The 18,629-nt window shown below is 67.1% G+C and carries 18 protein-coding genes and 1 pseudogene; 12 read left to right on the top strand and 7 right to left on the bottom strand.

Annotated features, from left to right (window positions below; genetic code table 11):
• Positions 1-141: 141 nt before the first annotated feature.
• Positions 142-498: a HesB/IscA family protein gene (locus tag AC4ELS_RS28090; RefSeq protein WP_064884215.1), complete on the top strand. Its 357-nt coding sequence runs from the start codon at positions 142-144 to the stop codon at positions 496-498.
• 20 nt (positions 499-518) lie between these two features.
• Here AC4ELS_RS28090 and AC4ELS_RS28085 read toward each other — a convergent pair whose 3' ends face one another.
• Positions 519-1,145 (bottom strand): Rv0361 family membrane protein, encoded by a 627-nt coding sequence (locus tag AC4ELS_RS28085; RefSeq protein ID WP_499050237.1) that lies wholly within the window; start codon positions 1,143-1,145, stop codon positions 519-521.
• Between the two features lie 173 nt (positions 1,146-1,318).
• Here AC4ELS_RS28085 and AC4ELS_RS28080 point away from each other — a divergent pair, with 173 nt between their 5' ends.
• A complete protein-coding gene (locus AC4ELS_RS28080) occupies positions 1,319-2,296 on the top strand; it encodes a carbohydrate kinase family protein (protein ID WP_055115086.1) in 978 nt (325 codons plus the stop codon).
• A 90-nt stretch (positions 2,297-2,386) separates the two neighbouring features.
• Here the strand turns inward: AC4ELS_RS28080 and asnB are convergent, their stop codons facing one another.
• A complete protein-coding gene (gene asnB, locus AC4ELS_RS28075) occupies positions 2,387-4,351 on the bottom strand; it encodes an asparagine synthase (glutamine-hydrolyzing) (RefSeq protein WP_064884219.1) in 1,965 nt (654 codons plus the stop codon).
• Positions 4,352-4,541: 190 nt separating this feature from the next.
• On the opposite strand from asnB, the gene ctaC reads away from it, so the two are divergent.
• From ctaC to AC4ELS_RS28045, 6 genes are all read left to right on the top strand, one after another.
• On the top strand, positions 4,542-5,579 hold the full coding sequence (ctaC, locus tag AC4ELS_RS28070) for an aa3-type cytochrome oxidase subunit II (protein ID WP_064884222.1): 1,038 nt from the start codon (positions 4,542-4,544) through the stop codon (positions 5,577-5,579).
• 12 nt (positions 5,580-5,591) lie between these two features.
• Positions 5,592-6,011, top strand: coding sequence for a cytochrome c oxidase subunit 4 (gene ctaF, locus AC4ELS_RS28065; RefSeq protein WP_064884224.1), 420 nt, complete (start codon positions 5,592-5,594; stop codon positions 6,009-6,011).
• A gap of 183 nt (positions 6,012-6,194) precedes the next feature.
• Positions 6,195-7,070: an MmpS family transport accessory protein gene (locus AC4ELS_RS28060; RefSeq protein ID WP_448443211.1), complete on the top strand. Its 876-nt coding sequence runs from the start codon at positions 6,195-6,197 to the stop codon at positions 7,068-7,070.
• A complete protein-coding gene (locus AC4ELS_RS28055; protein ID WP_448443209.1) occupies positions 7,070-7,648 on the top strand; it encodes a DUF2561 family protein in 579 nt (192 codons plus the stop codon). The genes AC4ELS_RS28060 and AC4ELS_RS28055 overlap by 1 nt, the downstream gene beginning before the upstream one ends.
• Positions 7,649-7,761: 113 nt before the next feature.
• Positions 7,762-8,439: an envelope biogenesis lipoprotein LpqN gene (gene lpqN, locus AC4ELS_RS28050; protein WP_448443207.1), complete on the top strand. Its 678-nt coding sequence runs from the start codon at positions 7,762-7,764 to the stop codon at positions 8,437-8,439.
• Positions 8,440-8,452: 13 nt separating this feature from the next.
• Positions 8,453-8,782 carry a hypothetical protein gene (locus AC4ELS_RS28045; protein WP_131812725.1) on the top strand — a complete coding sequence of 110 codons (330 nt, stop codon included), beginning with the start codon at positions 8,453-8,455 and terminating at the stop codon, positions 8,780-8,782.
• A 94-nt stretch (positions 8,783-8,876) separates the two neighbouring features.
• On the opposite strand, the gene qcrB is transcribed toward AC4ELS_RS28045, so the two are convergent.
• The 4 genes from qcrB to ctaE are packed head-to-tail and all read right to left on the bottom strand — an operon-like array spanning position 8,877 to position 13,130.
• Positions 8,877-10,514, bottom strand: coding sequence for a cytochrome bc1 complex cytochrome b subunit (gene qcrB, locus AC4ELS_RS28040; protein WP_044523629.1), 1,638 nt, complete (start codon positions 10,512-10,514; stop codon positions 8,877-8,879).
• Positions 10,511-11,677 carry a cytochrome bc1 complex Rieske iron-sulfur subunit gene (gene qcrA, locus AC4ELS_RS28035; protein WP_064883139.1) on the bottom strand — a complete coding sequence of 389 codons (1,167 nt, stop codon included), beginning with the start codon at positions 11,675-11,677 and terminating at the stop codon, positions 10,511-10,513. The genes qcrB and qcrA overlap by 4 nt, the downstream gene beginning before the upstream one ends.
• Positions 11,674-12,507, bottom strand: coding sequence for a cytochrome bc1 complex diheme cytochrome c subunit (gene qcrC, locus AC4ELS_RS28030; protein WP_064883137.1), 834 nt, complete (start codon positions 12,505-12,507; stop codon positions 11,674-11,676). The genes qcrA and qcrC overlap by 4 nt, the downstream gene beginning before the upstream one ends.
• A gap of 11 nt (positions 12,508-12,518) precedes the next feature.
• Entirely contained in the window at positions 12,519-13,130 is a 612-nt protein-coding gene (gene ctaE / locus AC4ELS_RS28025) for an aa3-type cytochrome oxidase subunit III (RefSeq protein ID WP_003885537.1), read from the bottom strand.
• Positions 13,131-13,253: 123 nt separating this feature from the next.
• Between ctaE and trpD the strand changes: the two genes are divergently transcribed.
• Positions 13,254-14,348 carry an anthranilate phosphoribosyltransferase gene (gene trpD, locus AC4ELS_RS28020; RefSeq protein ID WP_082941690.1) on the top strand — a complete coding sequence of 365 codons (1,095 nt, stop codon included), beginning with the start codon at positions 13,254-13,256 and terminating at the stop codon, positions 14,346-14,348.
• On the opposite strand, the pseudogene AC4ELS_RS28015 reads toward trpD, so the two are convergent.
• Positions 14,286-16,037 (bottom strand): annotated as a pseudogene (locus tag AC4ELS_RS28015) (DEDD exonuclease domain-containing protein); the annotation flags it as partial. The gene trpD and the pseudogene AC4ELS_RS28015 overlap by 63 nt on opposite strands.
• 194 nt (positions 16,038-16,231) lie before the next feature.
• Here AC4ELS_RS28015 and AC4ELS_RS28010 point away from each other — a divergent pair.
• The 3 genes from AC4ELS_RS28010 to AC4ELS_RS28000 all read left to right on the top strand — a co-directional run bounded on the left by AC4ELS_RS28010 (position 16,232) and on the right by AC4ELS_RS28000 (position 18,625).
• Positions 16,232-16,498 (top strand): hypothetical protein, encoded by a 267-nt coding sequence (locus AC4ELS_RS28010; protein ID WP_064883131.1) that lies wholly within the window; start codon positions 16,232-16,234, stop codon positions 16,496-16,498.
• A 152-nt stretch (positions 16,499-16,650) separates the two neighbouring features.
• Complete coding sequence (gene ripC / locus AC4ELS_RS28005; RefSeq protein ID WP_064883128.1) at positions 16,651-17,787, top strand: peptidoglycan hydrolase RipC; 1,137 nt, start codon at positions 16,651-16,653, stop codon at positions 17,785-17,787.
• Positions 17,756-18,625 carry a peptidase gene (locus tag AC4ELS_RS28000; protein ID WP_448443203.1) on the top strand — a complete coding sequence of 290 codons (870 nt, stop codon included), beginning with the start codon at positions 17,756-17,758 and terminating at the stop codon, positions 18,623-18,625. The genes ripC and AC4ELS_RS28000 overlap by 32 nt, the downstream gene beginning before the upstream one ends.
• The last annotated feature ends 4 nt before the right edge of the window (positions 18,626-18,629 follow it).

The raw sequence follows: 18,629 nt of genomic DNA, 5'->3' as shown, positions 1-18,629 counted from the left end.
CTGCCCGCCGCAGGTGACCCGGCCACATGCCCCGGCCTGTGGATAAGTCGGGAATAGCGTCGGAACAAGGTACCGTTGAGGTAGTAGACGCGCGGTACGTCCTCGCGTTTCCTTGATGCCCAGGGATGTTTAGGGAGAGCTATGACTGTTCAGGACGCCACCTCCACCGAAACCCACGGTGTGACCCTGTCCGACGCTGCGGCGACGAAGGCGAAGGCGCTGCTGGACCAGGAAGGCCGCGACGACCTCGCGCTGCGTATCGCGGTTCAGCCGGGCGGCTGCGCCGGCCTGCGCTACAACCTGTTCTTCGATGACCGCACCCTCGACGGTGACCTCAATGCCGAGTTTGGCGGCGTGAGGCTGGTCGTCGACCGGATGAGCGCGCCGTACGTCCAGGGCGCCACCATCGACTTCGTCGACTCCATCGAGAAGCAGGGCTTCACGATCGACAACCCGAACGCCACCGGCTCCTGCGCCTGCGGCGACTCCTTCAACTGACGTGAGCTGACGCCCAGCGGTCAGTACTGACCGCTGGTGCGCAGTACATACGAGCACACCAGAACGTGCTCGTTCTTCCCGTCTTTCTGCACCAGTAGCTGTGCCACGCCCTGCTGTTCCTGGCCGCTGGAGCTTTGGCCTCGGGTCGACCCGCTGGCCGGTGCGACCCGCATGGTGAACAGCACCTGGGCCTGCGTGGTGGACCACGGCACATTCGCGTCGATGCCTGTCACCTCGACGTGGCTGAACTGCTTCTGAAATGCGTCGCTGGCCAGGCCGGCCACTGCGAGGTCTGCCTTGCGATCTTTGACCCCGTCGTACAGCCCGCACAGCGTGTGCCGCGCAATGGTTTCGTCGTCCCCGTCGAGCAGCGCGTCGAGGTACTCCTGGATCGCGGCCTGTGCCCGCGCGTCGGAGACCACCACCGGTGCCGCGGGTCCACGCCGGCCCGCGACCAGCACCGCCGTCAGCACCCCTCCCAGTGCCGCCACCACCAGCAGCGCCGCCAGAATCTTGGGCCAGCGCCGTCGTGTGGGGTAGGGCACCGGCGGCGGGAGCGTCCCGGGATATGCCGACGGTTCGGTCGGCACCGGCTCGGGATAGGGCTGGGGCGGAATGTGCTCGGGGCACTGGTAAGAACCAGTCATCAAATGACGCTCCCCGCGTGATCTGGAGGTGGGTCAGCCGTCTACGGTGACCGGGAATACGGTTATACGCAGGTTAGCGCAACCCACGAGGTGCGACTGTGCGCGCAGATCGCCGGAAGGCCCACGCGGGTACTGTTATGTAGCCGACTTAACGAAATGAGGGGTGACACTACGTGACCATCGCAGTTACCGGATCCATCGCGACCGACCACCTGATGCGGTTCCCGGGCAAATTCTCCGAGCAACTGCTGGCCGACCACCTGCAGAAGGTGTCGCTGAGCTTCCTGGTCGACGATCTGGTGATCCACCGTGGGGGAGTCGCGGGCAACATGGCCTTCGCGATCGGCGCCCTCGGCGGCGATGTCGCGCTGGTGGGCGCCGCAGGCCAGGATTTCGCCGAGTACCGGACCTGGCTGGAAGGCGCCAACGTCGACTGCGGCAACGTGCTGATCTCCGACAGCGCTTACACCGCCCGCTTCGTCTGCACCACCGACGAGGACATGGCCCAGATCGCCTCGTTCTACCCGGGTGCGATGTCCGAGGCGCGCAACATCTCCCTGGCCGATCTGGTGGACCGCGTCGGCAAGCCCGAGCTGGTGATCGTCGGTGCCAACGACCCCGAGGCGATGTTCCTGCACACCGAGGAGTGCCGCAAGCTCGGCCTGGCCTTCGCCGCCGACCCGTCCCAGCAGCTGGCCCGGCTCTCCGGTGACGAGATCCGCAAGCTGATCAACGGCGCCACCTATCTGTTCACCAACGACTACGAGTGGGACCTGCTGCTCCAGAAATCGGGCTGGAGCGAGGCGCAGGTGATGAGCCAGATCGGCATGCGCGTCACCACCCTCGGTGCCAAGGGCGTCGATCTGGTCAGCTCCGACGGCACGTTCGTACACGTCGGCGTCGTGCCGGAGAAGCATCAGGCCGACCCGACCGGTATCGGCGACGCCTTCCGGGCCGGCTTCCTGACCGGGCGCAGCGCCGGATTGAGCCTGGAGCGCTCCGCGCAGCTGGCCTCCCTGGTCGCGGTGCTGGTGCTCGAAGCGACCGGTCCCCAGGAGTGGACCTGGGATGCGGCCGAAGCAGTGCAGCGCCTGACCGATGCCTACGGTGCCGAGGCCGGTGCCGAGATCGGCAAGGCGCTCGGCAACTAGCCTGCCGAACAGACGCAAACTGCCCCGAAACCATCGGTTTCGGGGCAGTTTTGCTGGGGGCACCGCCCGCTTGCGGGGGACTGATCGCGCCTAGAGCTGTACCGGGTAGTGCGGTTCCTTGATCTGCGGGGTCACGCTGTGCTCGACGAAGATGGCGTGCCACAGCATGAAGATCAGTACGGTCCACAACCGGCGGCTGTGATCGCTGACGCCGCTGCGGTGCTCGTCGAGCATGGTGCGCACGGCAGCGAGGTCGACATACGCCCCGGCCTGCGACGACGCCGTCATCGCGTAGGCCCAGTCCATCAGCTCTCCGGCGCGCAGCCAGTGCCGGATCGGCACCGGGAAGCCCAGCTTGGGCCGATTGAGCACATGGGCCGGAATGATCGGTTCCAGTGCCCGGCGCAGCGCGTATTTGGTGGTCGAGCGGGTGATCTTCTGATCGACGGGCAGCCGGGACGCGACCGCGAACACCTCGGGGTCCAGGAAGGGCACCCGCAGTTCCAGTGAGTTGGCCATGGTGATCTTGTCCGCCTTGACCAGGATGTCGCCGCGCAGCCAGGTGAACAGATCGATGTGCTGCATGCGGGCCACCGGATCCCAGCCCCGCGATTCGGCGTATATCGGGGCAGTGACGTCGGTGTGCGTCCATTCCGGCCGGAAGCCCGGAAGCACCGCCCGCAGCTGCTCATCGGAGAAGCTGCGGGCATTGCCGTAATAGCGCTCCTCGAGCGTCAGCGAACCGCGGTGCAGCAGGCTCTTGCCGCGCATGCCCTCAGGCAGTGGTTTGGACGCCTTGCCCAGCGATTTGCGCACCGGACGCGGCAGATAGTCGAAAGGCCGCAGCGACAACGGCTCCCGGTAGATCGTGTAGCCACCGAACAACTCGTCGGCACCCTCGCCGGACAGCACCACCTTCACGTGCTTGCGGGCCTCGCGGGCAATGAAGAACAGCGGTACCAGGGCCGGGTCGGCCACCGGTTCGTCCAGGTACCAGACGATCTCGGGCAGCGCCTCGACGAACTCTGCCTGGCTGACCACCTTGGTGACATGCCGGGCGCCGATGGCCTCGGCGGACGCGACGGCCACGTCCACCTCGGAGAAGCCCTCCCGCTCGAATCCGGTCGTGAAGGTGATCAGCCGGGGGTTGTGGCGCATCGCCAGCGCCGCGGTGGCCGTCGAATCGATGCCGCCCGACAGGAACGCGCCGACCGTCACATCGGCACGCATGTGCTTGGCGACGGAATCCTCCAGGGCGGCGGTGATCTCGTCGTAGCGGGACTGCTCGGCGCCCTTGACGAACGGCACCGCATTGAATTTCGGGTAGAAGTAGCGGGTCACCTCGGGACGGCCGCCGGGCTTCAGGCGCGCGTAGCTGCCCGACTCCAGGCGGCGGATGCCGCGGTGCAGCGTCTCGGGTTCGGGTACGTACTGCAGCACGGTGTAGTGCTGCACCGCCCGCTCGTCGATGCTCAGGTCCAGCCCGAGAATGTCGGCCAGGCCGAGCAGGCACTTCTTCTCGCTGCCCACCGCGGTGCCGCCCGGCCCGGTGGCCATGAACAGCGGTTTGATGCCGAACGGGTCCCTGGCACAGAACAATTCCCGCTCGACGGTGTCCCACACGGCGAATGCGAACATGCCGCGCAGCCGATTCAGCGCGTCTGCGCCCCAGTGGTGGTACGCGGCGACGATGGCCTCGCCGTCGCCGTCCGTGTGAAATACGGCACCGGCGCCGCGTAGCTCTTCACGCAGTTCCAGGTAGTTGTAGATCTCACCGTTGAAGACGAGTGCGTAGCGGTCCGGCTCGTCGGCGGGTCCCCAGCGCAACGGCTGGTGACTGTGCGCGATGTCGATGATCGACAGCCGGTTGAAACCGAGCACCACAGTGGCGTCGCCGCTGGTGTCGGCCCACGTACCGGGCTCGTCGGGCCCGCGGTGACGCATCAGGTGGGAGGCGCCGGCCACCGCGTCGACCAGCTGCGATCCGGCGTCGGGGGAGGCGTCACCCTGGGTGGATTGGGCTGGGTCAGTTACCAAGGCGAGCAGTCCACACACCGCGTCAGTATGTCTGATCCGGCGGCTCCCCGAGACCACCACCCGCGTGGCTGCGTCGGCTGCTCAGCTCGCGTTGCGATCCCATTCCCGAGTCGCTTCGCTCCCGTGGACCGGCGTGGTCTACGCTGCGTAGTATTCGCAAAACAACGACCGGTCGCGGTCGCGAAATACCGATCTAGGAGGCGCCAACGTGACACCTCGCGGGCTTAAGAAGGTGGCCCGAGCGGCGTTGTTGACCATTGTCCTGGGTGGCTCAGCGCTCTTGCTGAGCGGCTGCAGCTGGCAGGACGCACTCGCGCTCGGTTGGCCGACCGGAATCACTCCGGAGGGCAAACTCAACCGAGAGCTGTGGATCGGCTCCGTGATTGCGTCCTTCGTGGTGGGCGCCATCGTGTGGGCTCTGATCTTCTGGTCGAGTGCATTCCACCGGAAGAAGAAGGGCGACACCGAGCTGCCGCGCCAGTTCGGCTACAACATGCCGCTGGAGCTGGTGCTGACGGTCGTCCCGTTCCTCATCATCTCGGTGCTCTTCTACTTCACCGTGGTGGTCCAGGAGCGCATGCTGCACAAGGACCCGAACCCCGAGGTCGTCATCGACGTGACCGCCTTCCAGTGGAACTGGAAGTTCGGCTACCAGAAGATCGACTACGCCGACGGCACGTTCGATTACGACGGTGTCGACGCTGAGCGCAAGGGCGCGATGACGTCCAAGCCCGAGGGCAAGGACGCCCACGGTGAAGAGCGGGTCGGCGCGATCCGGGGTCTCAACCCGGAGGACCGCACCTACCTGAACTTCGACAAGATCGAGACCCTGGGTACCTCCACCGAGATCCCGGTGCTGGTGCTCCCCGTGGGCAAGCGCATCGAGTTCCAGCTCAACTCCGCGGATGTGATCCACGGTTTCTGGGTGCCGGAATTCCTCTTCAAGCGCGACGTGATGCCCGAGCCGGTGGCCAACCACTCGGACCACATCTTCCAGGTCAGCAAGATCGAGCAGACCGGCGCCTTCGTCGGGCGCTGCACCGAGATGTGCGGCACCTACCACTCGATGATGAACTTCGAGGTCCGGGTCGTCGAACCCAATGACTTCAAGGCCTACATCGACCAGCGCAACGCGGGCAAGACCAATGCCCAGGCGTTGGCGGCCATCAACCAGCCGCCGCTGGCCACCACCACGCACCCGTTCGATACCCGACGCGGTGAGCAGGCACCGCAGGCGAGCAAGTAGGGGCTACACGCAATGCATATTGAAGCTCGACTGTTCGAGATCCTCACGGCGTTCTTCGCGCTGTCGGCGGTGGTCTACGGCGTGTTGACGGCGATGTTCGCCACCGGCGGCGTCGAGTGGGCCGGCACCACAGCGCTGGTGCTCACCACCGGCCTGACCTTGATCACCGGCACCTTTTTCCGCTTTGTGGCGCGACGTCTCGACACCCGCCCCGAGGACTACGAAGATGCCGAGATCAGCGACGGCGCAGGCGAACTTGGCTTTTACTCGCCGCACAGCTGGTGGCCGATCCTGATCGCGCTGTCCTTCTCGGTCGCCGCCGTGGGTGCCGCCCTGTGGCTTCCCTGGCTGATCGTGGCCGGTATCTGCTTCGTGCTGATGGCAGTCAGCGGCCTGGTCTTCGAGTACTACTGGGGTCCTGAGAAGCACTGACCCGTCCGGACGTGCCGGTTGTGGCCTGGCCAAGGTCACAATCGGGCCGTCACTTCATCCGCCACCGGCAGCGCCGGACTCGCCGGCTTCACGTCGTTCGGTAATGTTGCCGGGGCACTGTCACTTGCGAACGGTTTCGGTCGATCCAGGTGGCAGTGAAGTTGTCGAGAAGGATAGGCGTAGATGAGCGGGCCGAATCCCCCGGAACCGGGTGCCTCCGGTTCTGATTTGCCGGATCAACCCGGAAAACATTCCGCACCCGAGGATCGGACTCCGGTGTCGGGCGCTGACGCGGATGGCGGCGAGACCGAGTTCTACTCGCAGGCATACTCCGCGCCCGAGTCGGAGCAGTTCACCAGTGGGCCTTACGTGCCCGCCGATGTGGCGCTCTACGACTACGACGACTACGACCCGGCGACCGAACTGGTCGACACGGCCCCACCGCCGCGCTGGCCGTGGGTGGTCGGTGTCACCGCGATCATCGCCGCGGTCGCCCTCGTGGCCTCGGTGGCCGTCCTGGTCACCCGGGATGAGGACACGGCCAACCTGGCCACCCCGAAGCCGAGCACCACCACGTCGGCGCCGCCGGTGCAGGACGAGATCACCACGACGACTCCGCCTCCGCCACCCCCGCCACCTCCCACGTCCGAGGAACTGCCGCCCCCGCCGCCTCCGGAGACCGTGACGGTGACCGAGCCACCCCCGCCGGCGCCTGCGCCCACCGAGGCACCTCCGCCGGCCCCGGGTACATCGTCGGCCCCGCCGACCACCACCACCACGCATGCCGGACCGCGTCAGGTGACCTATTCGGTGACGGGGACCAAGGCGCCGGGTGACATCATCACGATCACCTACGTCGACGGGAACGGAAACCGGCGCACCCTGCGCAACGTCTACATCCCGTGGACCTTCACGATGACCCCCATCTCCAACTCGGACGTCGGCTCGGTCGAGGCCTCCAGCCTGTTCCTGGTCAGCAGACTGAACTGCTCGATCACGGCGAGCGACGGCACGGTGCTCTCGTCCAACGCCAACAACTCCGCTCAGACTGCCTGCTGATGTCCGGGCCCATCAGCGAACTCGAGACCACCGACCGGGTTTTGCTGGGCGCCTGCGCCGCGGTGTGGCTCGCGGCGCTGGGTGCCGGAGTGGCGGCCGTGGTCGCCCTGGTGGACCTGGGCCGCAGCCATCCACAGGGCTCCGAGAATGCTGACGTCCCCTGGGTGCTGTACACCGTGATCGGTCTGTCGGTGCTGGTGATCGCCGGGGCCGTGCCGCTACTGTTGCGGGCCCGAGCTCAGGCCGACAACCGCCAGCCCGGACGCCGGCCCCAGCCGCCGGCCCGCTCACCACGCCCGATCGGGGGCAGCTACCGTGCTGCGCCGGTCGAGATGAGCCGCTACACCGCGGGCAACGGCGTTGCCGCGGCGGCCGAGGCGCTGTGGCTGCGATGCATCCTCGCGCTCGTCTGCGCCATCGGGCTGGGAGCAGCGGCCATCGGGCTGGCCACCTATCTGATGGCGACGGGCAGCGAGGTGGCGGCGTGGTGCCTCTATGGCCTGGCCGGTGTGGTCATCGTCGGCATCGTCGCGCTGCCGATCGTGGCGGTGCGCCAGTTCGACGCGTTGCCCTCCTGAACTCACCCGAGGCCCAGAGCATCTCGGGTTTTGCTGCGAAACATGCCGGCCGGTGCGTAGCCTCGGTGTCCAGGTGCGGACAGGGGCCAACGACACGGAAGGCGAGGCCGCGCATGAAAAAGCTCTTGGCGGGCTTGGTGGCGGTCGGCGTGGGCATTTCGCTTGTCGGTTGTGGGACCGACACCAAGACCGAGCCCACAACCTCCTCCGGTGCCACCTCGGCGGCGACGACCACGAGTGCCGCGGCGGAGCGGCCCAACATCACCGGTCCGAACAAGACGATCAACGACTACATCACCGAGAACAAGATCGCCGAGACGCCGTTCAAACCCGACGAGCCCGGCACACCGGATTTCGACTTCCCGTTCCCTCCGGACTGGAGCAGCGCGGGGGACAAGACGCCCGCCTGGGCCTACGGCGCCATCGTCTACGACAAGCCGGTGGATCCCGCCGATCCACCGGCCATCATCGCCATCGCATCGAAGCTGACCGGCGACGTGGATGCAGCTGAGGTCCTTGAGTACGCGCCAGGGATGTCGCAGAACCTGCCGGGCTACAAGTCGGTCATGGACCCCGAGAAGGCCACGCTGGGCGGCTTCGAGGCGGTCCGGTCAGCCGGCACCTACACGCACAACGGCGAAGCGCGCGTGATCGCCCAGAAGACCGTGGTCATCCCCGGCAACGACGCCCTGTTCGTGTTGCAACTCAACGCCGAGGCCCCCGAGGGGCAGAAGGATGTGGTGATCGACGCAGCCAAGGTCATCGACGAGCAGACCAAGATCACCCCGTAGCGGAGACCATGACATGTTGATCAGAACCAGGGCACCCGAGCTCCTGTTGGCGACTCTGTGCAGCACGATGCTGGCCTCCGCGGTTCTGGCGGCGGCTCCGTCGGCGACGTCGGCGCCCTGTCCGGGAGGTAGCACTCTGGACCCGACCACCGGGATCTGTTGGTCGGAGAACAGCCCGAGCAACAGCTTGGGCGGCTCGGGCAACATCCCTTGTCTCCCTGGGCGTCTGGGCCTGTGCCTCGGTGCGCTGCAGAACACCCCGGTCCCGGGAGCGGCATTGCAGACGACACACCCGGCCGCCGGGCCGGCGCCCAGGTCAGGGCCCAAGGGCACCTGGCCGTAGCGCTCGTCGTCGCCTGCTCGGTACCTCCGCACACAAAACAATCGCCGCAACCTCTTTCGAGAGGCTGCGGCGATTGTTTGGGGTAGGGGAGTGGTCAGTGGTGACCGTTGGTCTCCCCGTTGCCATTTCGCTCCTGCTGTTCGCGCAGAGCGGTCAGGGCCTTGTGCTCGGAGGCATGCGCAGCCTCGGTGAGCGCATCGTGCTCGACCGCCGGATCGGCGAACAGGAAACTGCCGGTGCCCGGTGAACCTGCCGAACCGAGCTTGTTCATCCGCTTCGGCAGGGCAGCGCCCTGGTACTCCAGCGGAATCGGGTGACCGTGGTCGTCCACCGGTCCCAGCGGCTGGTGCAGCTCGACGTAGGCACCGTGCGGCAGGCGCTTGATGATGCCGGTCTCGATGCCGTGCTCCAGCACCGCACGGTCGCTGCGCTGCAACGAGATGGCCCACCGGTAGGCGATGAAGTACACGATGCCCGGCAGCACCACCATGCCGATACGGCCGATCCACGTGGTCGCGTTCAGCGAGATGTGGAACTTGAGCGCGATGATGTCGTTCATCGCGGCCAGGGTCAGCACCATGTAGAACGCGATCGCCATGGCGCCGATCGCGGTACGCACCGGCACGTCACGCGGACGCTGCAGCAGGTTGTGGTGGGCGTCGTCGCCGGTGACCTTCCGCTCGATGAACGGGTAGGCGATCAACAGACCGAACACACCGCCCATGATCAACGCGACCCAGACCACCGCGGGGATGGTGTGACCGAACGGGTAGAACTCCCAGGCCGGCCAGATACGCGCCAGGCCTTCGGTCCACATCATGTAGAAGTCGGGCTGGCTACCCGCCGAGATCTGAGACGGCTTGTAGGGCCCAAGATTCCAGATCGGGTTGATCGTCAGCAGACCGCCCATGAGGCCGAGCACGCCGGTGATCATCGCGAAGAACGCACCCGACTTCACCGCGAACACCGGCATGACGCGCACGCCGACCACGTTGTGCTCGGTGCGGCCGGGGCCCGGGAACTGGGTGTGCTTCTGGAACCAGACCAGCGCCATGTGCGCGCCGATCAGGGCCAGGATGATGCCCGGGATCAGCAGGATGTGCAGTGCGTACAGGCGCGGGATCAGGATCTCGCCGGGGAAGTCCCCGCCGAACAGCGCCCAGTGCAGCCAGGTTCCGATGATCGGCATGCCCAGGGTGATCGACGACAGCGCGGCGCGCAGACCGATACCGGACAGCAGATCGTCGGGCAGCGAGTAACCGAAGTAGCCCTCGAACATCGCCAGGATCAGCAGCAGCGAGCCGATCACCCAGTTGGCCTCACGCGGGCGGCGGAACGCACCGGTGAAGAAGATGCGCGCCATGTGCACCATGATCGACGCGGCGAACATCAGTGCGGCCCAGTGGTGGATCTGACGGACGAACAGACCGCCGCGCACCTCGAAGCTGATGTCGAGTGCGGACTCGTAGGCCCGCGACATCTGAACGCCCCGAAGCGGTTGGTACACACCGTCGTAGGTGACGTGTGCCATCGACGGATCGAAGAACAGCGTCAGCCAGACACCGGTGATCAGCAGCACGATGAAGCTGTACAGCGCGATCTCACCCAGCAGGAAGGACCAGTGGGTGGGGAACACCTTGTTCAGCTGCCGGCGCACCGCCGCCGAGGGGTGGTAACGGGAATCGATCGCATCGCCCTGTGCGGCAGCGATCTTGGCAAGGTCAGGGCTCATGATTTGCGCTCCCAGAATGCCGGTCCGACGGGTTCGACGAAGTCGCCGTTGGCGACCAGGTAGCCGTCTTTGTCGATGGTGATGGGCAGCTGCGCCAACGCGCGCGCAGCCGGACCGAATATGGGCTTGGCGAAGTGCAACGCGTCGAACTGCGACTGGTGGCACGGGCACAGGATGCGGTAGGTCTGCTGCTCGTACAGCGACGAGGGGCAGCCCAGGTGCGAGCAGACCTTGGTGTAGGCGAACAGCTCACCAAAGTTGAAGCTCTCCTGGCCTTTTCGCTTGACCACGCGGGGCATGTCGGCCGGCTTGATGCGGATCAACATGACCGGGTTACGCACACCCATCGAGATCTCGGTGAGGTGGTGCTCGGACTCGACGGTGGTGCCGTCGCCGTCAGACTCGCGCCAGGGGAAGACCGTCTCCATGCCACCGGCGTCGAGATCCTCCGGCCGCATCTTGACGAACGGCGACGAACCGGGACGTCCGGTCGCGCGAGCCAGGTAGATGGTCTCGCCGTGGAATCGGGGCGTCCACCCCGAGGTCCACAACACGGCCTTCTTGCCTTCCGCGGTGGGCACCACGGGCTTCCACGGGTTCTTGATCAAACCGCCGATGAAGGCCACCAGGGTGCCGGCCCCGAATGCGCCGAGGCCGATGCCCAGCGACAAGCCGATGAGCTTGCGGCGCTTGACGGTCGAGCCCTCCAGGGCGTCGGTCAGGTTGGCCGCGATGGTCTTGCGGGCGAGCTCGGGGGAACGCCCGTCGTGGCGGTCCTGGACCGAGATCTCCTCGGGGATGAACTTCTTCTGGAACAGCACCGCGCCGATGCCGATCGCCAGGATCGACAGGCCGAAGGTCAGACCGTACAGCGGGGTGGCCAGTGAGTAGAGGAACTCGCCCTCCGAACCGAAGGGCTGGTACTCCCACGGCCAGAACAGGAAGATCAGCAGCAGTGCCAGGCCCGAAATGCCGCCGAGCAGAAGCCAGTACGCGACCAGCCGCTCGGTGCGCTTCTCGGCCTTGGTGCCGGGGACCGGCCACCGGGGCTCCTTGAAGATGGTCTCGACACCGTCGATCTTGCCGCCGAGCTCGACGAGCTCCTCACGCGACATCTCGGCCAGTTCGGCGTCGGACGGAATCTTCGGGGTGTTGTCGGTCATGCTCGTGCCCCGATCCACATTGCCACGCCGATAGCGGCGACCATTCCGATAATCCACATCGCCATGCCCTCGGGGGCGGGGCCGAAGCCGCCGAGCCCGTATCCGCCGTAGCTGGGCGTCTGAGCCGACTCACGGACGTAGGCGACGATGTCGCGCTTCTCCTCCGGCGACAGCTGCCGGTCGGAGAACTTGGGCATGTTCTGCGGCCCGGTCTGCATCGCGGTGTAGATCTGTGCCGGCTCGGTCTCACCGAGGTCCGGCGCGTACTTACCGGAAGACAGCGCGCCACCCTTGCCGGTGAAGTTGTGGCAGGACGCGCAGTTCAGCCGGAACAGGTCGCCGCCGCGGGCCACGTCGGACCCGATCAGCGATTCCTGGGCCACGCCGCCGTGCTCGTCGCGGATCACGGTCGGGCCGCCGCCGTTGGCCTGAACGAAGGCGCCGAGAGCGTCGATCTGGTTCTCGTCGAAGTGCTCGGGCTTGGACGGTGCCTGGGCCTCACCGCGCATCGCGGGCATACGACCGGTCGACACCTGGAAGTACACCGCGGCCTCGCCGGTGCCGATCAGGCTGGGCCCACGGTCGGGCACACCCTGCAGGTTGGCGCCGTGGCACGAAACGCACGACGTGTCGAACAGTTGCTTACCGGTGCGCAGCAGAGCCGACTGAGATTCGTCGGCGACTGCGACCTGCGGTGTGGGTGTCAGCGTGGCCGCAACACCACCTGCGACTGACAGGCCGACCAACAGCAGGAGACCTGCTGACAGTCGTCGGCGCAGTCGTCGGCGCGACTTGCTGGTCATCGAACCCCTTCTCATCGAATCGAACATCGGCCGGCCGATCAGCGGACGAAGTAGATGGTGGCGAACAGCGCAATCCAGACGATGTCGACGAAGTGCCAGTAGTACGAGACGACGATCGCCGCGGTGGCCTGCGCGGGCGTGAATTTACTCATCTTGGTGCGGGCCAGCAGCAAGATGAACGCAACAAGTCCGCCGATGACGTGCAGGCCGTGGAAACCGGTCGCGAGATAGAAGACCGATCCGTAGGCGCTGCCCGGGATGGTGGTGCCGTGCTCGACCAGGTGGATGTACTCGTATCCCTGGCCCAGTACGAAGAACAGGCCCATCAGGAACGTGATCACATACCACCGGCGCAGCCCGAACACGTCGCCGCGCTCGGCGGCGAACACGCCCATCTGGCAGGTGAAGGATGACGCGATCAGAACCAGCGTCACCGGAACAGCAAGGGCCAAATTGAGTTCGGTCGGCTCGGGCGGCCAGTCGCCACCGGCTTGGGCGCGCGCGGTGAAATACATCGCGAAGAGTCCAGCAAAGAACATGAGTTCACTGGAAAGCCACACGATGGTGCCGACACTGACCATGTTCGGTCTGTTCAGCGAATGAACGCGCGACGTTATTGCCGTTCCCGAGGTACCTACAGCGCTCGTCACATCCGCAAGTATGACGCTTTGTAGTTGTCGAACTCCACCCGGGTCGAGCAATTGGTCGGATTCGTGTCGCGTTGGGTTCCCCTCGCCCCGGAGACGAGTCCCGCCCAGCGATAGCATTCGGCGGTGGCTCCTGCATCTTCACCGCTATCCGCATCGTCGTCCGGCTCTGTGGCGGCACCGTCGTGGCCGCTCATTCTCGGGCGCCTGACCACCGAGCAGAGCCTGCCGAACGGTTATGCGGGTTGGGCCATGGACCAGATCATGACCGGGGTCGCGACCCCGGCTCAGATCGCCGGGTTCGCGGTGGCGATGAAGATGAAGCGGCCTACCTCGGCGGAGGTCGGGGAGTTGGCCGACATCATGCTGTCGCACGCGCGTCGGGTGCCCACCGATCAGATCGGTCACGAGACCGTCGACATCGTGGGGACCGGCGGCGACGGGGCCAACACGGTGAACCTGTCGACCATGGCGGCCATCGTGGTGGCGGCCTGCGGCGTGCCGGTGATCAAGCACGGCAACCGGGCGGCGTCGTCACTGTCGGGTGGCGCGGACACCCTGGAGGCGCTCGGGGTGCGGATCGACCTGGGCCCCGACGAGGTGGCGCGAAGTGTCGCCGAGGTGGGCATCGGGTTCGCCTTCGCGCCGCAGTTCCACCCGTCATATCGCCACGCCTCGGTGGTGCGCCGGGAGATCGGGGTTCCCACGGTCTTCAATCTGCTTGGGCCGCTCACCAATCCGGCCGGGCCGCGCGCCGGGCTGATCGGCTGCGCATTCGATGACCTGGCCGAGGTGATGGCCGGGGTCTACGCCGCCCGAGGTTCCAGCGTGCTGGTGGTGCACGGCGACGACGGTCTCGACGAGCTCACCACGACGACCACCAGCACCATCTGGCGCGTCCAGGCCGGGACGGTGGACCGGCTGAAGTTCGACCCGGCGGCCTTCGGCTTCAAGCGCGCGGACATCAGGGAGTTGGTGGGCGGTGACGCCACGGCCAACGCCGCCGAGGCGCGCGCCGTGCTGGGCGGCGCCAAGGGACCGGTGCGTGATGCGGTGGTGCTCAATGCGGCCGGCGCCATGGTCGCCCATGCCGGGCTAGCCAGCGACGCCAAGTGGGTGCCGGCGTGGGAGGCCGGTCTGGAGCGGGCCGTCGCGGCGATCGACTCGGGCGCGGCCGAACAACTGCTCGCGCGTTGGGTGCGGTTCAGCCTGCAGTTCTGAGTTCTGCTGCTGGGCTGCGGCGAGTCGGGCCGAGCGGGCGGTGGCGGCCCACGGTGCGTAGCGACCCGCCGCCCCGATCGGCGTGGCGTAGCCGGTGTCGGCACGCACGATGCGGACCCCGGGTGCGGCCAGCCAGCGGGCGATGAGCGCCGTCTCCTCCACGAGCGCGCCACCCAAAGGTGTTGCGGTGGGCAGGATCACCTGCGCGGCAGCACAGATCGCGTCGACCACCGGCATCGGTGGAACCCCGCGCACGGCTGTGCCCGCCCCGGCCAGTTGCCCATGGCGGATCACCGCGAAATTCCAGCCACCGTTGCCGTCGGCGCGGGCGGCAACGAGTTCGGGGAGATCGGCCAGGGCGCGCAACCGCTGCCCCCGCCACAGTGCCTCGATGGCGACCGCTGCGTGATCGCGCAACCGGCCCGCGGTCTCGTACCGGCGGGCTGTCGCGACCTCGCCGATATGGGTGAGCGTGGCCGCCAGCGCGCTGTGGTCGGTGCCGTCGATCAGGTCGGTGGCACGTTGCACCGCCGCCGCGTACTGCGCGGCGCCGGCGTCCTGCGGTGCCGGGCACGGGGAGAGTTCGACCTCGGGACAACGGTGCGTGGCTGCCGCGCCGAAGCGGGCCGTGCAGGTCCGCACCCCGGTGAACCGGGCCAGCAGTGCCGCTGACTGGATGGCGTCGGACCGGGCCGAGAACGGTCCGAAAGCGGTGCGGTGCCCAGGGTTTCGCACCGCCGACAGTCGTGGGAAAGCCTCGTCGGTGAGGGCCACCCACCACCACCGCTGTGGGTACTTGGAGCGCCGGTTGTACGGCGGTGCGTGCGCCGCGAGCAATCGGAGCTCGCGGACCCCGGCCTCCAGATCGTGGGCGCATTCGACATGGTCGACGGCGCGCGCCAGCGAGGCCATCTCCTTCATTCGGGTCCGCGGGTCAGCACCGGTGAAGTACTGGCGGACCCGGCGTCGCAGATCGACTGCGGTGCCCACATAGAGCACCTCGTCGGAGGGCCCGCGGAACAGGTACACGCCGGGACGGTTGGGCAGCCGGTCGGCCAGTGAGCGATTGCGCCGCTGGGCCGGTGTGACGTCGGGCAGATAGTTCTTCAGGTCGGCGAAGGTGTGGATGCCCTGGTTGCCGACCCGCTCGATCAGCCCGTGCAAGACGTCGACGGTGGCACGGGCGTCGTCGAGGGCGCGGTGGGTGGGTGTCGTGGACGCCCCGAACAGGCGGGCCAGGGCCGACAGTTTCACGCTGGGCGCCTCGTCCCGGGTGAGTACGCGGCGGGCGAGTTTGACCGTGCACAGCACCGGAGGCCGCGGCCAGCCGAGCTCCGCCCGTTGGGCGGCCGCCCGCAGGAAACCGACGTCGAAGCCGGCGTTGTGGGCGACCAGCACCGCACCTCGGGAGAACTCCAGAAACATGGGGAGGACGCTGTCGATCTTCGGTGCGTCGCGCACCATCGCCGTGGTGATCCCGGTGAGCTCGACGATCTGCGGTGGGATGGCGCGGCCGGGATCGACGAGCGTCGCCAACTCGCCGAGCACCTCGCCGCCGCGGATCTTGACCGCGCCGATCTCGGTGATGGCGTCGTAGCCGGCGCCCGGTGTCTTCGCGGTGGCCCGGCCCCCGGTGGTCTCCAGGTCCACCACCACGAAGGTGGTGTCGGCGAGGGAGAGAGCGTCCATGGCGCCGTCAGAGCCGAAGCCGAAGGCCAGCTGCTCGGCATCGGCGATCTTGCGCTGGCCCATGTCGATGACGGTAGGCACTGCCCCCGACAATCTGAGGCCGGCTGTCCGCGTGTCGCCCCGTATCGGCGCGCCGCTACTTGTCGGTCCGTCCCGATAGCGTGCGCCCAACACCGATCGAGAGGACGGTCAAGATGAGCGGAGTGCGCCAGGACAACTGGTTCTACGCCGACGAGCCCTACCCCCATGAGCCCGACATCGGCAGCGTGACCATCGACTGCGACGATTGCGCGGTACGCGGGCCCGGCTGCCAGGACTGCGTCGTCAGTGTTCTGCTCGGGGTTCCCGAAACTTTGCTGGATGACGAGCGTCAGGCGCTGGAAGTGCTCGCTGACGTGGGCCTTGCGCCGCGGCTGCGGCTCGTGCCCATTCACCGGAACGGCAGATCTGGAGTCGCGTGACGACACGCAGCGCTTCGTGCACAGGAAAATATTCCGGGTGGGCTGTTAAATTTGCAGCTTCTGTTGGACAAGGCCGATGCCGTTTCGTAACCTATCTGAGACCTAAGAGCAGTTCGAGGCGGCTCGCCATCGCCAGTTGTGAGGACAAAAACTTGAGGCACGAGCGCGCGCACCGGCCCACAAGTCGTTTCAAGCGACCCGTTGTAGGTGTCATAGCGAGCTTGGCCTTGATATCCGGATTGATGGCCGCGAGTTCGCAGGCCGATCCCGCCGACGATGCGATGGCAAAGCTCAACGAGTTGTCCCGTCAGGCGGAGCAGACCACCGAGGCCATGCACTCGGCGCAGCTTGACCTGAACAACAAGGTTGCCGCGCAAGAGACTGCGGAGCGCAAGCACGCCGAAGACGCCGCGACCGTCGACGAGGCCAAGTCGCAGCTGGCAACCTTTCAGACTTCGGTCAACAAAGTAGCTGCGGCTCAGTACATGGGCGGCCGCACCTCCGGCGTCGACGCGATCCTGACGGCGGGCTCGCCGCAGCAGCTGATCGAGCAGCTCGCCGTGCAGCGGGTGATGGCGACCGAGATGTCGGCGCAGATGAAGAACTTCCGTTCGGTGGGCGAGAAGGCCGCGGTGGCCGAGCGTGAATCGGCGAAATCGGCCGCCGACGCCAAGACCGCCGCCGAGCAGGCTGCCGCTGTGCGCGCCGACCTGCAATCCAAGCAAAGCCAGCTGCAGGTACAGATCGCGATCGTGAAGTCGCAGTACCAGGCCCTGAGCCCGGCCCAGCGGGAAGCGATGAACGCCCTGCCGCCGGCCCCGCCGGTGCCCGCCCCCGAGGCGTTGCCGCCGGCGCAGGATCCCGCCGTGTTGGCCGATCCGCCGAACGGCATTCCGCCCGGTGACGTGGCCCCGCCGGAAGGCGCACTCCCGGGTGGCGGCGACGGACATTCCGGCACTGTCATCCAGGCGGCACTGAGCCGCATCGGCTCGCCGTACTCCTGGGGCGCGGCCGGACCCAGCTCCTTCGACTGCTCTGGTCTGGTGATGTGGGCGTTCCAGCACGCCGGCATTTCCCTGCCGCATTCGAGCCAGGCCATGGCCCGCGGCGGTCAGCCCGTCTCGTCAGATTCGATGCAGCCGGGTGATGTGGTGACCTACTACTCCGACGCCTCCCACGTGGGCATCTACATCGGCGACGGAATGATGGTGCACGCGTCGACCTATGGCACCCCGGTCAGGGTCGCCCCGGTCAACAATGCGCCGATCTACAACGTCCGTCGGTACTGAGAATTCCGACAGCGGTTTCACCCTGAACGCCCGCAGGCGTCTGCTGGTAGCGGTCCTGCTGGTGGAGCTGGCTTTGGCGACCGCGCTGCTCTGGCAGTCCGCGTCACCCTCGCCGCCGCTGCCGGCTGCGCCGCCTCCTGCTGCCTCGGTACCGCCGGAGCCCGTCACCTCGATGGTGCTGCCCGACGGGCGCACCGCTCTGCTGCTGGCCCTCGGGGGGCCGCAATCTTCGGCCCTGCTGGACCGTCTCGGCCCCGAACTCGGTGCGGCCGCTGATGCGGTGACGGCGTTCTGGGGCCCGGACTGGCCGCGCGACATCGAGATCGCAGTCGCAGGCTCCGATGAACAGTTCCGGGTGCTGGCCGACGGAGCCGCCGACATCGCCGCGACCACCACCAGGCAGCGGATCATGTTCGCCCCCGGGGCTGCCGGCATGAGCCCGGCTGCGTTACGAATCGTGTTGCGCCATGAGCTGTTCCATTACGCGGCGCGCTCGCGGACCGCGGCCGACGCGCCTCGCTGGCTCACCGAGGGAGTGGCCGACTACGTCGGAAGGCCACCCGCGCCGGTACCCGGTCCATCCCGAGCCGGCGAGCTTGCCCAGCTGCCCACCGATGCCGATCTCGACACACCCGGCGCTGCCCGCAGTCTGGCCTACGACCGGGCATGGTGGTTCAGCCGTTATGTCGCGGACGCCTACGGCATCGGCAAGCTGCGTGAGCTGTACCTGCGTGCCTGCGAACCCGGCCACCCGGATGTGGCCACTGCGCTCCGGGAAACCCTTGGCGCCGACCTCGATGCCGTAGTTGCCGGTTGGCACCGTTGGCTGACCGGATAGCCTG

The sequence above is a fragment of the Mycobacterium shunyiense genome (genome assembly GCF_058270035.1).
The sequence above is the reverse complement of the archived record's forward strand: the minus strand, read 5'-3'. Positions and strand labels throughout refer to the sequence as shown.

Excerpts from the sequence above, each read along its gene's own strand:
- AC4ELS_RS28000 (WP_448443203.1), top strand. The coding sequence starts at position 17,756 with ATGCGCCGATCTACAACGTCCGTCGGTACTGAGAATTCCGACAGCGGT.
- lpqN (WP_448443207.1), top strand. The coding sequence starts at position 7,762 with ATGAAAAAGCTCTTGGCGGGCTTGGTGGCGGTCGGCGTGGGCATTTCG.
- AC4ELS_RS28090 (WP_064884215.1), top strand. The coding sequence starts at position 142 with ATGACTGTTCAGGACGCCACCTCCACCGAAACCCACGGTGTGACCCTG.
- AC4ELS_RS28010 (WP_064883131.1), top strand. The coding sequence starts at position 16,232 with ATGAGCGGAGTGCGCCAGGACAACTGGTTCTACGCCGACGAGCCCTAC.
- AC4ELS_RS28045 (WP_131812725.1), top strand. The coding sequence starts at position 8,453 with ATGTTGATCAGAACCAGGGCACCCGAGCTCCTGTTGGCGACTCTGTGC.
- qcrB (WP_044523629.1), bottom strand. The coding sequence starts at position 10,514 with ATGAGCCCTGACCTTGCCAAGATCGCTGCCGCACAGGGCGATGCGATC.
- AC4ELS_RS28060 (WP_448443211.1), top strand. The coding sequence starts at position 6,195 with ATGAGCGGGCCGAATCCCCCGGAACCGGGTGCCTCCGGTTCTGATTTG.
- qcrA (WP_064883139.1), bottom strand. The coding sequence starts at position 11,677 with ATGACCGACAACACCCCGAAGATTCCGTCCGACGCCGAACTGGCCGAG.
- ctaF (WP_064884224.1), top strand. The coding sequence starts at position 5,592 with ATGCATATTGAAGCTCGACTGTTCGAGATCCTCACGGCGTTCTTCGCG.
- AC4ELS_RS28085 (WP_499050237.1), bottom strand. The coding sequence starts at position 1,145 with ATGACTGGTTCTTACCAGTGCCCCGAGCACATTCCGCCCCAGCCCTAT.
- qcrC (WP_064883137.1), bottom strand. The coding sequence starts at position 12,507 with ATGTTCGATTCGATGAGAAGGGGTTCGATGACCAGCAAGTCGCGCCGA.
- AC4ELS_RS28055 (WP_448443209.1), top strand. The coding sequence starts at position 7,070 with ATGTCCGGGCCCATCAGCGAACTCGAGACCACCGACCGGGTTTTGCTG.